The 14,381-nt window shown below is 42.1% G+C and carries 10 protein-coding genes; 2 read left to right on the top strand and 8 right to left on the bottom strand.

Features of this window, described 5'->3' with window-relative positions:
- Positions 1-77: 77 nt before the first annotated feature.
- From CTY48_RS06175 to CTY48_RS06160, 4 genes are all read right to left on the bottom strand, one after another.
- On the bottom strand, positions 78-1,748 hold the full coding sequence (locus tag CTY48_RS06175) for an MFS transporter (RefSeq protein WP_099467650.1): 1,671 nt from the start codon (positions 1,746-1,748) through the stop codon (positions 78-80).
- A gap of 28 nt (positions 1,749-1,776) precedes the next feature.
- Positions 1,777-4,323 (bottom strand): family 78 glycoside hydrolase catalytic domain, encoded by a 2,547-nt coding sequence (locus CTY48_RS06170; RefSeq protein ID WP_099467649.1) that lies wholly within the window; start codon positions 4,321-4,323, stop codon positions 1,777-1,779.
- The gene (locus CTY48_RS06165; RefSeq protein WP_099467648.1) at positions 4,307-6,700 is read right to left on the bottom strand and encodes a glycoside hydrolase family 2 TIM barrel-domain containing protein; all 2,394 of its coding nucleotides are present in this window, start codon (positions 6,698-6,700) and stop codon (positions 4,307-4,309) included. Before CTY48_RS06165 ends, CTY48_RS06170 begins: the two co-directional genes overlap by 17 nt.
- 401 nt (positions 6,701-7,101) lie before the next feature.
- Entirely contained in the window at positions 7,102-8,406 is a 1,305-nt protein-coding gene (locus tag CTY48_RS06160) for an IS30 family transposase (protein WP_099466476.1), read from the bottom strand.
- Positions 8,407-8,970: 564 nt separating this feature from the next.
- On the opposite strand from CTY48_RS06160, the gene CTY48_RS06155 reads away from it, so the two are divergent.
- Entirely contained in the window at positions 8,971-9,174 is a 204-nt protein-coding gene (locus CTY48_RS06155) for a cold-shock protein (protein WP_099467647.1), read from the top strand.
- Positions 9,175-9,254: 80 nt separating this feature from the next.
- Here the strand turns inward: CTY48_RS06155 and CTY48_RS06150 are convergent, their stop codons facing one another.
- The 3 genes from CTY48_RS06150 to miaB all read right to left on the bottom strand — a co-directional run bounded on the left by CTY48_RS06150 (position 9,255) and on the right by miaB (position 12,826).
- Complete coding sequence (locus CTY48_RS06150; protein ID WP_099467646.1) at positions 9,255-10,580, bottom strand: sensor histidine kinase; 1,326 nt, start codon at positions 10,578-10,580, stop codon at positions 9,255-9,257.
- Positions 10,580-11,290 carry a LytR/AlgR family response regulator transcription factor gene (locus CTY48_RS06145; protein WP_099467645.1) on the bottom strand — a complete coding sequence of 237 codons (711 nt, stop codon included), beginning with the start codon at positions 11,288-11,290 and terminating at the stop codon, positions 10,580-10,582. The genes CTY48_RS06150 and CTY48_RS06145 overlap by 1 nt, the downstream gene beginning before the upstream one ends.
- A gap of 90 nt (positions 11,291-11,380) precedes the next feature.
- On the bottom strand, positions 11,381-12,826 hold the full coding sequence (gene miaB / locus CTY48_RS06140; protein WP_099467644.1) for a tRNA (N6-isopentenyl adenosine(37)-C2)-methylthiotransferase MiaB: 1,446 nt from the start codon (positions 12,824-12,826) through the stop codon (positions 11,381-11,383).
- Between the two features lie 197 nt (positions 12,827-13,023).
- On the opposite strand from miaB, the gene CTY48_RS06135 reads away from it, so the two are divergent.
- Positions 13,024-13,452: a VOC family protein gene (locus CTY48_RS06135; RefSeq protein ID WP_143452697.1), complete on the top strand. Its 429-nt coding sequence runs from the start codon at positions 13,024-13,026 to the stop codon at positions 13,450-13,452.
- Between the two features lie 80 nt (positions 13,453-13,532).
- Here the strand turns inward: CTY48_RS06135 and CTY48_RS06130 are convergent, their stop codons facing one another.
- A complete protein-coding gene (locus CTY48_RS06130; RefSeq protein ID WP_099467643.1) occupies positions 13,533-14,348 on the bottom strand; it encodes an alpha/beta fold hydrolase in 816 nt (271 codons plus the stop codon).
- Between the last annotated feature and the right edge of the window lie 33 nt (positions 14,349-14,381).

Here is a 14,381-nt window from a genome sequence, read left to right as displayed (position 1 = left end):
TCCTACCTCCTAATAAAATTATATATAACACTCGTCTGTCGTCTTCTCCCCCGAGGACTTCAGACGAAAGGTTATCGTTATTTCTTCGCCTTTTTATCGGCAAGCTTTTTCTGGTATTTTGCTTCTTCCTCATCAAAACTTAGCCCCTTCTTTTTACAGTGCTGCCTTAATTCTTCTTTTCTTGCCTCTTCCTCTTGGCGCTCCGCCTCTTCCTGCTCCATACGAAGTCTCTCTTCCGGCTCAATCCATGTGCCGCCGCTCTCCAAAACGGCTTTCTTCTGATACTCTAATATGATTTTCTGATCTTCTTTTACATGCTTTTCTACATTTAAGAAGCTCATCAAAATGACAATTATGGCATAGCATATAATCTCTGCTCCCAGATAACAAAATGCCAGCATTCTTCCGACATCGTCGTTTTGTACCGCTAAGGTCGCGTTATATCCGCTTGTTGTCAGCAGCGCATTGATGATTCCGTTTCCAAGTCCCGTCATTCCGACCATAATGGCACCATATACCGACATGGTAAAACCGTCGCTTCGAAAGCCGTTCTTTGCCTCCAAATGATCGAGCACATCGGATAGAAGTGCTAATGTTACATACATAGCAGGGATGGAACCAATACCCTTTAATACAACACCGATACTTACAATCGGGAAACTATGTATATCAATAAAGCTGACCAAACCACCGATTACAGAAAATGCAAGACCGAGGGTAACGGCACGCTGCTTTCCTAATTTATTTGCAATCGGCCATGCAAGCACCATACCAATTGCAGTCGGTATTCCTCCGATTAGCCCTAATGTTCCCATCAGGCTGCCCGCCGATGCTTCACTTGTCACACTGGAGAACATCCAACGGCAGTAATAGCTCATGGAGCTGTTTTTTACCAAACCGCCAAACTGAAACAGCAGAAAATATAAGATGATAATCCACCAGTATTTATTGGAAACGCAGGCTTTTAACTGCTTTGCCATCGGAAGCTTCTCTTCCTTGATATCAAGCTTTAGATTTTCCTCCGTGACACGCTCTCTCGTAAAATAATATTCCAGCAAAATAGCAAGCAGGGTGACTACACAAAGTGCCAGCATAACGATTCTCCAATTGCCGTAGCTTGCCGTTGCATCAATCATTCCATCCTTTTCCACGAACAAGAAGCTCTGTAAAAACATCGGTACTATAATGCTCGCTCCGATACCGACCGCCGCTACACCGGAAGCATTTGAAAAAATAGCAAGCATTCCCCTGTGCTTTGAGTTTCTCGTAGACAGGGCAACCATTGAGCTGTGCGCTGTGTAGAAAAACGGATAGGCAACCGCATAATAGAGATTGTAGGAAATTGCTATCCATATCATCTGCACCATCGGATTACTGTTTTGCGGTGTCAGAAATAACAGCGCAATGGCAATGGTAACGAGCGGTGCCGAGATAAGCATGTACGGTCTTGCTTTTCCCTGCGGTGTCCTTGTGTTGTCAATAAGCCGTCCGATCAGCAGGTTGCCGATTATAACAAAGATAACGGAAACCATCGGCAAAAGTGCTGAAAAAATACCAAACCTGGCTGTGTCCGTCCAGCCTAAAACATCGGAATAATAGCGGTTTAGGTAGGCGCCAAAAATAGCATTGGAAATAAATGCACCGAAGGGACCTATGAAATAGCCTAACAGCATTTCCTTTGTCTTTACGTTGGCGGAGGTGATTTTCGTCCTCACCAACGGATTGCTAAATAATTTACTTGTATCCATTTATTTAATTCCTTTCATAGCAATTTCCTTATAAATCCTGTTCAAAAGAATAGCTTCCGCTGCCAAGTGTTATGATTTCACTCTTTGGAAGTGTCAGCTCACAGGTTGTTCCCATCGGAACCTCCACCTGAATAAAAAATTTGTCATTCTCACGCTTCCATTCACTTGTAATTTTTCCATAAGGAGTCATCACCCGGCCCTTTGCCCATGTCAAATCTCCTCCAATAAGAGGCGCTATCCGAAATGTCCGATAACCGCCATCTGTCGCCTCAATTCCTGCAATTCTGCGGTATAAAAAGTCTCCTACCGCACCGCTTGCATAATGGTTGAAGGATACCATGCCGCCTGTGCCGTCCTCTGCTCCGGTATTACTTGTGCCGTCCTCACGAAGGGCATCCCAGCGCTCCCATATCGTGGTGGCTCCTGCTTTTACCTCAAAGAGCCATGACGGACAGGTATCGGTCAAAAGCATTTTATAGGCATCGTCTGCATAGCCGTTGTCTGCCAAGGCAAACAATACATACGGTGTTCCCGGAAAACCGGTTGCTATGTGATAATTCTTTTCTTTGATCAGTCTTACCAAATTATCTGCTGTCTTTTTTCTGTCCTCTGAGGAAAGCATCTTATAATAAAGCGGAAGAACATAGGCTGTCTGAAACTCATTTTTCACCGTACAGTCCTCTTTCATCAGAAGCGTTCGGTATGCCTCGGCTGTCTGTCTGCTCAGTTCCCTATAATAGGCTTCGTCCGCTTTCTTTCCCAAAAGATTTGCAATCTCTGCCAAAATAGCACTGGAATTGGCCATACATGCCGTTGCCGTCCATTTTCCTCTTCCCATCCAGCCCCAGAGCCCTGTCTCGGGTGCACACCAGTCGCCGTAATGGTGAAGTAATTTCCATATTCTTTTGTGTTTCCCAAAGGAAAACAATCCTGCCCAGAATTCGCATGCCTTCATGTAACGCTTCATAGTCGGATACATCTCTTCCAGAATTCCCTTGTCACCATTTGCCCTGTACTCTGCCCAAGGCACCAAAATACATGCATCACCCCAGTGGTCCACCGCCATCGGTATCATAATCTCCCACTGGAACGGCACTCTGACCAACGGCACCGTCACCGGAATTCCTCCCCCGAAGGTCTGCTCTGCCTTGACATCCTTTAACCATTTTTCCAGAAAACGGGTCATGTTAAAATTATAGGCAGCAGTCGGGGAAAACAGGGCAATATCTCCTGTCCAGCCCATTCTCTCATCGCGCTGCGGACAGTCTGTCGGAATATCCACAAAATTTGATTTTGCACCCCAGCGAATGTTGCTTTGAAGCTGGTTTATCATATCATTTGAACAAGAAAAGTCTCCGTTATCCTCGATATCAGAATACAAAGCAATCGCAGACAGCTCCAAGCTCTCCTCGTCAATGCCTGTAACACCGACATATTGGAAGCCCATATAGGTCATGCGTGGGGAGTAAATCTGTTCTCCATCCTCACATATGTAGACCGCCTCCTGCTTTGCCGTTCGAAGCGGTTCGGTGAAAAGCTCGCCGTTCATGAGTATTTCCGCATGTTGAAAGACAATCTTTTGTTCTTTTTTTCCCTTTATCTTCGCCTTGATAACGCCTGCAAAATTTTGCCCAAAATCGTAAATTATCATACCGCTTTTTGCACGGTAGCTGGATTTTGGCAAAAATTCCTCTTTTGCACGAACCGGCAAGCCGTATTGTGCCAAAAGCTCGGGCTTTATCTTCACCTTCTCAATCGATGCTGATTGCCAAGAAACCTGCTTCATATCGATTGTGGCATCATAGATTTCGCCGTTGTAAAACTCGGTGTCTAGATAATTGCCCTCTTTTGTCACCTGCCAGCTCTCGTCGGTTCCGATTATCTCTTCCGTGCCGTCTGTATACAAAATACGTATTTCACAGAGAAGTGCCTGTCTTTTTGCATAAACGCGGTTTCTTCTCTTATAGGTGAAGGAGCCTACCGCCCAGCCGCCGCCCACAACAGCCATCAATTCATTGCTTTCCTTAAGCTGCTTTGTGATATCGTAGGTTTGGTACTGAAGCTGATTCTTATAGGAGGTAAAGCCTGGCGCAAAATAATCCTCGCCTACCTTTTCGCCGTTTAAAATCAATTCGTATATGCCGAGTGCCGTTGCGTACAGCCTTGCACTTGCAATTTGCTTTTTACAGGCTATCTCCTTTTTAAAAGTCATCGTTTTCGGAGACACCTTCGGCTCTCTGAAATGATAGGAGCCATCTGTAATCCACTGTGCACTCCATGGAGTGTCAAGCCGCCCGGTCTCAAAGGACATACTTGCGCTTGCTCTCTCATTTGCATCGTCTATTACCTCCAAATTTGCCGTGTAGCTTGTAAATGGCTTTAAATCCTTTCCTGTATATGGCACTGCAATCTGTGATTTAGTTTCCACACTCCAATCGCCCACTGACAAAACAGCATTTTGCAGCAGCGCACCGTTTCTGTCACTTTCCAAGGAAAAGGAGAAGCGGGGTGCTTTGTTGTCTGTCACACATTCTCTGGTCAGATTTTCTACTGTAAACTTACTGATTTTCAGCATCTTTTCTCTCCTTTATCATACTTTTCCATACATGACTGTTCTTTCCGTCCGTCACCTTAAGGGTAAATTCTCCGCTTTCATTTGGCCTTACCACCGCGAGTGCTTCCCCAAAATAAGTGTCCGTCTTATCTGTCACATAACCATTTTTGTTATATGGGCAGCCATTTCCAAGTCCAAGCAGAGAACCATTTTCTACGCTTACCTTCAAACTTCCTCGCATCAGAGGCTTTACGGTTCCGCTTTCATCCATGTATTTCAGCCTGATATAGCTTAATTTTCCTGCCTCCAATACGTCCTTCTCCGGAATAGCTCTCAATACTGTTTTTTTCTCTGCTGTTACAAGCTCTGCCCTTGAAATTTCTTTATCGTTCTCATCGTAGGCAACTGCTGTAACCGTTCCGTTGTGATACGTCGTGTGAAAGATTGCCTGACAGCCGTTTTTCAACGTTTTTACGCCAACCTTTTTTTGATTGATTAACAATTCTATCTTTGCCGCCCTTGCATATACCTCGACAGTGGCTTTTTTGCCCTCGCAGCCCCTCCATGACCATGACTCAATTGCATTTGTCATCTTCCATGCAGACGGGGAATGCTTCTCATTTGTGTGATTAACCGGGCGAACCGCAATAATCGGCTTGTCCGTAAGTTCAAACGCCGTTCTTGTATATGCCGCTTCCGCCAAAGGCTTTCCCGTGATATCAATTCTTCCGCTTCCTGCCGTCATCCAGTCAACCTGATGATCAAACTCTGGGGCATAATCCTTATATTCCCAAGAACCAACTCCAACCTCTCCGAGATAGTCCATGCCAGCCCACACAAAGTCGCCGATGATTCTCGGATGCTTTTTTGCCATCTCCCAAAAATCATATGCATCGGAACAAAATGTTTCGGTTCCTAAGATAAGGCGCTTCGGATATTTCTTTAAATCCTTTATATAGCGGAAAATTCCGTAATTGTAGCCTGCGATATCCATGTTCGCAAAAGCATCTCTTGTCTTGACATCACAGCCATGCAGGGTTGCACCAAGCTTCATCGTATTGCTTCCGAAAATTCCTGCCAGGTTATTAAAAAATTCGCTGCCGACTGCCTTTTTCTTCTTTCCCTCTGCTCTTTTTACTTCCTTCTTTGCCTTTTTATCACTATATACACCAAAGCCCAGAGAGCTTAACAGGTTAAAGAAAATGTTAATTCCGCAGGTGACCGGTCTGGTGGAATCAAGGCTATGCAAGTATGCCGTCATATCGCCTGTCAGCTTGATGCCCCGTTCCTCTGCCGTCTCTGACACTTCATTTCCTGTCGAATACAGAATGACACTTGGGTGGTTGTAATCCTTCTCCACCATATCCTTTAAATCCTGCTGCCACCACTCTGCAAAATAATTTACATAGTCATATTCCGTTTTGTGAATATACCAGACATCCACAAACTCATCCATCACAAGCATTCCCAGACGGTCGCAGGCATCCAAAAGCGCCTTGGAGCAAGGATTGTGTGCAGAACGGATGGCATTATAGCCGTTTTCTTTCAAAATTCTAATTTTCCGCTCTTCCGCCTCCGCATAACAGCAGGCTCCCAAAACTCCATTGTCATGATGAATACAAGCACCCCTTAGTATCTCTCTTTTTCCGTTAATCAGAAGTCCTTTTTTCGCATTCCATTCCAGAGAACGTATTCCAAAGGTCTCCGTTACCGTGTCATCTTTGTATGTAACTTTACAGGTGTAAAGGTTGGGATTTGCCACACTCCACAGCTTACCGTCCGGTATTTCCAACTGAAAAACAGCCTTGCGGTTCGCTTCCTGCTCCGCTTTCACATCTGCCTCCGGTATTTCAATTCTTACCGGTCCTTTTCCTGTCGTCTCCACGCTCACCTCAATAATTGCCGGATGAGCGCTTACCGTGTGTATTTTGACTCCGTTTAGAAGAATATGCTCTTTTTCTGCAACATGCATCCATACCGGACGGTAAATTCCTGCGCCGGAATACCAACGGCTGTTTGGCTGATCTGCATTGCGGGCAATTACCTGTATCTGATTTACTTCTCCATATTTTAGGAAAGAATTTGCTTCAATATAAAAATTTGTATATCCATATGGTCGAAATGCCGCCTTCTCTCCATTTAAGTACACCTCTGCATTGCGGTATACCCCCTCGAATTCAAAGACGATATTTTTATTCTGGTAGTCGAATGGAACGTGAAATTCTTTTTCATAAGCATAATCATACCCCTCAAACCAGCCGGTATTAATCCCTCCTGCGCTCTTGGCACTCCGCTTCTCAAAAAGCATCGCGTCATGCGGTATCGTGACAGCTTTTCCTATTGTGGTGTCACCCAAATGCTTATAAGTCCAGTTTTCGTTAAAATCAATCCGTTTCATTGGCATTGCAATTCCTTTCTTTTTGTATCATGTGATCATCATAGCATTTTTCAAATTATTCGGATCATAAAAAACGTGAACGGTCATTTTTCAAACGCAATCGGAGAATTGTTTTTATACATTTCAGATATATTAGGTTGAATGTAACTCCACTTTCCCGTTTTGTAAACGAGATTCACATTTTGAAAGTAACCTTCAAATTTTGAACCCGAAATTCCACAATTGTTATGACTTTCCCGTTTTTCTATTGCTTTTCATGGTATAATCTCTGGTAACAGGATGATTTTGACGCACAAAAACCGGACGTCACTTTTGGCTTACAAATTTTGTACTCCGAAATTCACGTCTGCTGGTATCTGTCTTTTCGTTCCATCCGGTGGTTTCATGTTCAGATTATCTTGCTACTTTTTCAAAAGACCTGGGGTTAGATTGATGCTGTTGGCAGCAACCTCTTGGCATCCTAATTTATCAGCCAGGTCTTTTCCATAATAAAAACAGAATGCTTCATACGGACTTTTCCCATTCAGCTTTTTCCTTCTATAGGAATTGATATGATTCATCATCCGATTGATATCCTCCTGCATCAGTTCATCAAAGCTTTTTCCCTTTGGCAATACCCTTCTTATGAATTCATGCCCTACCTCTATTTCCGCTTTCTGATAGGGTGCACTTGGATTGCAATAATAGATTCTGGTTCTTTGAAATCCTTTTTCATCCGGCCCATACTCTATACTCTTTGGATTAGAAAATTCACTTCCGTTGTCTGTCAAAATGATTGGGAACAACTTTCGAAAGTCCTGTCCTCCCAGCCTATGATATAGTTCATCATAAATATCGATTACTGACTTAGAGGTATTGGCCTCTCTTAGGAATGCAAGCATCAAGGATGTTTCTACAAAGAATACCGTGAGCAGAACCTTTCCACCTTTGCTTCCTATCACAGAATCCATCTGGGTCACTGCTGTATCAGGATGCTGCTCCATATACACCTCATAATCGTGATAGTTTCTTCCCACACGACAGCCTCTGTCTACCTTCAGTTCTGCTTTTTTATAACGTGGACGATACTTTACTTTCCGTGGGAGATCAATGTTCCTCACATCAAACAGACTTCCATCTATGTAATTGTATAAAGTCTTCTCGCTGCACATCAGCTCATCCTTATTATTTAAATAAATCTGATGTATAGACTGTCCTTGTTTGATCAGCGGAACCAGGATTTCATTCAGTCTGGCAATTTCTCCTTCCGTGGAAAGAATCCCACTTCTTGATTCCGCAATCTTCTCAGATGCCTGACGATGGGCTTCCAATGCGTCGTAGATTGTCTTCGTCAGCGTACACTTCTTCACTTCACTGCATCCATTACATACATAGGGGGCTTTAAATCTGCTGGTACATACTTCTTCCTCAAACTGTTCACAATACCTGTTACACAGACGCTCACACTGTCTGCATGTGGTTATCATTGGATGCTTACATTCATTTGTTCCACACACTTTTTTTCTTTTGCATCCTTTTCGATACTTGCATACATTATGGGGATAGACTGAATATCCACTACATTGCTCTACTCCATAGTTGCGGACTTCTTTTGTAATAGTAGTTCTGTCCCTCCCTAGCTTCTTGCCTATCTCGGTAAAAGTCATATCCTCCTTCAGTCCACTTTCAATCTCCAAACGATCCTCATAAGATAAAAACTTAGCCATAGTGTCTCCTTTCTCCACCGGCTAAGTTCAATATATCACGAAAGGCAGGGACTGCGCCCTGCCTTTTTGTAACACGAATTTCTCTATTCTATTTTCAAATATTTGTACCTAACTTTCCCTTTCAGACGGGAAAGTTATTTTACAATTGAGGTTCAGATATATTATCCTGTAAAAAAGTCTTTTCATTAATCTATTTTTTATTTCAGAATAATGTTTTTTATTTACTTTGCACAATTTTACCTTTTATTTCAAGTAAAATACCACTTTATTTTAAGCATTATGCACAACCCTCTTTTTATTTATCTTCATCTCCTCTTTTTAGATTGTTTTAAAATAGTATACTGTATGCAAAAATACAACAATTCGTCTGATAATAGATAAACTTTAGGGCATTTTACCTTGACATATTTCCACTTTGCGATTATAATATGAAATAGTATTTATAATGAATTTTGATTTCACATGTTTTTGTAAGTCATTAATTGATTCATGATTTACGAAAGCATGTGATTTTTTAATAGCAATTATGGAATACGATATTATATTATTAGGAGGTATCTTTTCATGAACAAAGGTACAGTTAAATGGTTTAACTCAACAAAAGGATTTGGATTTATCACAAACGACGAAGGTGGAGAAGACGTATTCGTACACTTCACAGGTATCGTTTCTGAAGGATTCAAGACATTAGAAGAAGGCGCTAAAGTTTCTTTTGACGTTGTTGACGGAAACCGTGGACCACAGGCTGTTAACGTAACAATAGCTTAATTCGGTTGAAACGGATAAGAGGCTGAAAAGATTTTCTTTTCAGCCTCTTTTTATATGCACACTTTCTTGCAGTGAGCACCTCACTGCTCTATCTCATTCAAAGGTATCAATATACGCAGTTCAAACCATCCCTTGTCCAAATGGATTTTTACGGAACCGTGATACTTCTTTGCTGTATTTTGTATACTCTTTAAGCCATATCCATGAAACTGCTTTTCTTTCTTTGTCGTGGCGGGAAGCCCATTTTCAAAGACAATATCACCTTCGTAGCAGTTTTCCACCTTGATTCTCAAAAAGTCCTTCTGCCTCGAAACCGATACATGAATCAGTCTCTTCTCCTTATCCTGAATCTTCTTCACACTCTCAATTGCATTATCAAGTGCATTTCCAAACAAAGAGCTGATATCCATAGCATGCATAAAGTCAAGCGCCTCGCCGTCTGCAACGCAGGTCAGACTGATGCCTTTTCTCTGACAGAGAAGACTTTTTCCGGTCAACACAGTGTCAAGTACCTTGTTTCCTGTTTTGTTCTGTGCCTCGTATGCCTTGATATCCCGCTCCATCTGGTCTAAGTATTCCAGCTTTTCCGTGGAAGCAATTTCTGTCCGAAGAAGCGCAATCTGATGCTTTAAATCATGATATTTCTGATTCACCATCGCAATACTCTCCTGCGATATCTGATAGTTGTTGTACTGCATATGAAGCATGTTTTCCAGTGCATCCATGTGCATCTTCAACTGGGATTCCTGAAGCAGCAAATGATAGGTAAATAAAAGAATCAGCCCTCCTGCATCCACCAGCGTCCTGATAATAAAAATTTCTGACGTAAACTGGCTGCTGAAAGGTCCTGCCCCAAACACATAGCTCAAATTACTGATAGCAAAAACCGCGACACTGATGCTCACCACGCATAAAACGTCTCGGTATTTTACCTGCAATATATTGTTCTCTGCCCTCTTCTCGTATTTCTTTTCTAAAAAATACATGAGTCCAAACACGATGGCATGGAGAAACAGCATAAAAATAATACGGTAAATTACACGCCCTGGAAGATAAAGACTGCTGACACTGTAATAGTAGAGCTGCCATTCAAGGGATGCCGCAAACTCACCTAAAATAAACGCTCTCGCCAAAATATATCCCGTTTTCATTGCCGACACATCACAGCAGACATAGATAAACAGATACATCAGCAATATGGAACACAGCATACACGGCACAAACAGATAGACTGGCAGCCCGTCCGTAAAAACCATAAAGGTAATGATGGCGGTACAAAAAAGTGCCTGAACTCCAAGCCTCTTATAGAGGGGCATCCGCTTCGGGTTTAGCTGAATATACATCAACACCGCCAGACAATACGCAATCGCATAGTTCCAGCCCGGTGTATTTCTGAGCGCGTCCATTATTTTCCCACCTCATTCATATAGTCATTCAGGGCATCGAGCAATGTCTTTTTTCTGGCGCGGCTCACCTGCAAGGTGTCATTTCCCACGACCACATCGTTGTTTAATATACTTTGAACATATTCCAAGTTAATCAGATATCCTTTATTGCAGCGGAAAAAGTTGTCTTCCTTAAGCATCTCTTCTACCTCCCGCATCGTTCCCTTGGTCAAAACTTTTCCGTTTGCCGTATGGAAAATCAGATCGTGGTCCTGTATCTCAGCATAGTAAATCTTGGAGACATTGATCTTTTGCATACCGCCTTTTACCGTGATTGTGATATACTTCTCATTTCGCCGTTTCATTCTCCCAATTGCCCTGTCGATTCTCTGCGAAAAGGAAAAATAGGTGATTGGCTTCAGCACATAATCCAGCGCATCAACCGTATACCCTTTCATGACAAACTGCGGCATATTCGTAATAAAAATTATGACTACCTCGCTGTCGACCAGCCTTATTTTCTCCGCGGCGGTCATACCATCCATAAATTTCATCTCGATGTCCATAAGGATGATATCATAATCAGCCTTGTATTCCTCCGCAATTTCATCGCCATCCGTAAAAACCACGATATTTATTTTTTCTCCGCTTTCCGTTTCATACTGTTTCAAATAGGAAATCAGTTCCTTCCTATAATCGGAATCGTCCTCCACCAATGCAACACGTATCATGTTATCCAGCCTTTCAATCAATGTCAAAGCGGATATTCGTAATCCGCTGCGCTACTTATTCATAACCTTATTACCACTTCCTTGATAAGATTAAATCATTTCAGCCATATAATAAAAACCTTTACATTCCGTCAGCTGAACCTTGATTATTTTTCCAATCAGGTTCTTTTCGCCTTTAAAATGTACAATAGTATTATTACTCATTCTTCCTGTTACCAAACTAGAATCCTGCTCATTTTCCTCTTCCACAAGCACCTCTACCGTCTGCCCTTCAAAACGCTTTGTCATTTCTCTGGAAATCTTTTGTACAACCGATAGCAGCTTGTCGAATCTCTCCTTATTTACATGATCAGGTACTTGTCCTTCCATCACTGCCGCCGGTGTTCCGCTTCTCTTCGAATAAATGAAGGTAAAGGCAGAGTCATAGCGAACCTTTTCTACGACATCAATCGTTTCCTGAATGTCCTCGTCGGTTTCTCCCGGGAAGCCTACAATAATATCCGTTGTAATGGAGATATCCGGTATTGCCTTTCGAATCTTCTCTGCCACTTCCAGATAGCTTTCCTTCGTATAACGGCGGTTCATTTTGTCCAAAATCTTCGTGCTTCCAGATTGAAGCGGCAAATGCATATGCTTGCAAATTTTCTTCGAGTTTTTCATAACCTCAATCAAGTCATCGGACAAATCCTTTGGATGAGATGTCATAAAGCGGATTCGCTCAATTCCTTCTACCTTCTCCACTTCCTGCAAAAGCTGTGCAAAAGTCATCGGCTCCTCCAATGTTTTTCCATAGGAGTTTACATTTTGTCCCAAAAGCATAATTTCCACTACACCCTCGCTTGCCAGCGTTTCAATTTCGCGGATAATATCCTTTGCATTACGGCTTCTCTCGCGGCCGCGCACATAAGGAACGATACAATAGCTGCAAAAGTTGTTACAGCCAAACATAATGTTGACACCTGCTTTAAAGCCGTATTTACGCTCCGTCGGCAAATCCTCCACAATGTCATTGGTTCCTTGCCAGATATCAATTACCAATCGCTCAGATTGCAGTCTTGTATAAAGAAGCTCCGCAAATTTAAAAATATTGTGGGTTCCGAAAATAATATCCACAAACGAATAGCTTTTCTTAATCTTCTCCACTACCTCTGACTCCTGCATCATACAGCCGCAGAGTGCAATGAGCATATTCGGATTCTCACGCTTCACACCGTTTAAGAATCCAAGTCGTCCATATACCTTCTGATTGGCATTGTCACGCACGGTACAGGTGTTGTAAATAACAAAGTCCGCTTTTTCCGTTTCCGCCTGCTCATAGCCTACCAGCTCCAAGATACCCAGGAGCTTCTCGGAGTCCTTTTGATTCATCTGACAGCCAAACGTGGTAACCTTGCAAGTCAGCGGCCTGCCAATCTCCGCGGATTTCTTTTTCACTAAATCTCTTGCTTTTGCAATGAAGTAATATTGTCTCTCCGGCTCGGTAATCGGTTCTTCTTTCGTGATATCTATTTCATCTAAATTTATATCGATGTTCATGTCTTATCCTCTCTTTAATTAAATTAACGCCATAATATTATAACCTAATGTTATTGGGAATTCAACTGAAATAGCGTTTTATCAAAGTTTATACCAAATTATTTCATCATGATGGGATAGAATTCCAGCAACACATATGCTAAAATAAAAACATCAAACAACAACAGTATTTTATATTTAGCAAAGGAGCTATTATAATGCAAATAGGAACAGGGTTATATGTTAAAAATAGTATTGAAGCTGTTGAACTTTACAAAGAGGTGTTTGGTTTGGAGTTGGGATATCATGTAAAAAACCCCGACGGATCATACTTTCATTCAGAGCTTTACAAAGATGGACAAGAATTTTTGTCCGTAGTTGAATCATCAGACCGTCAACCGGAAGAACATGTTGTGCACTTGGGTGTCTCCTTTGAAAGTGAAGCCGATGTGCAAAAGGCATACGCCCTGTTGAGCGAGGGCGGAACCATTAAAATACCGATAGGACCGCTGCCATGGACACCGTGCGCCGCTGAGGTGATCGACCGATTTGGTGTGTGGTGGTATATAACGGCCCCGCAGCACCGTCCACCGGATGATTATGACCCGGAAGCACCTTGGGATGCCAGTATGTATAAAAAAGTGTGAGCGTCGCTCACACTTCGCGCCCTCGCGGATTGCGCAGCAACTACGTCACTCCGCGAGGCGCGCATAAATAGTTTCTCATTTTAACTTTCCACCAATTCAACTCTCCAAATCCAATCCATCAATAACTGATTAAAAAGAAATTCATTGTCAATCTGGAGATTATGCCCTGCGCAATCAAGTATCGCAAAGGTTGCTCGTGGAAAATTGCCAAGAATTTTATAGGCATCGAAAAATCCTACAACCTGATCTTGTCTGCCTGTCAAAATACAAGACGGCTTATTAAAAATCATACTGTTTACACGTTTTTTATATTCATCACTGAACTTACCGTCAAAATAATTCGAGAGAAATTCCGTGTCTGCAATTTTTATTCCCGATAAAATATCATTCTTATATTTATTGTATATCTCAGGTGTTGCTATAACTGCCATGTCTAAAAAAGATTTAAGATCTGCATCATCTTCTTCTATCAAAGCTTTATCCTGCCATATGATTTGCTTTTCAGGCAAGTTTTCACGTTCGTGAGTGACCAGCGGACAGATAAGCATCACACCATCTATCAAATCAGGCATCTCATATATGAGCCCCATCGACAAATAACCTCCGTAAGACTCGCCGATGAGTAAAAAGCTTTCATCCTTTATTATCTTATGAATAAACGCCTTTACAATCTCAATCATATCATCAGAATTGTGAACGGAATTTGATGATTTCGATTTTCCCATTCCGGGCAAATCCAGATAAATTCTTTTATAGCCTTTGATATTTTCAAATACAGGTTCTATACAACCAGACATTAAACGATGGTCAACCCAGTATCCGTGAATACATAATACAGGCTTGCCTTCTCCATATTGCTCATAGTAAACAGGAATATCTTGAATCGTACAATACATATCAATTTACCTCTCCCTCTCCTCTTGGTGCTT

This window comes from Konateibacter massiliensis (genome assembly GCF_900184995.1).
Classification (GTDB): domain Bacteria; phylum Bacillota; class Clostridia; order Lachnospirales; family Lachnospiraceae; genus Lachnotalea; species Lachnotalea massiliensis.
Note: the sequence above shows the minus strand (reverse complement) of the source record. Positions and strands in the feature narration are given on the sequence as shown.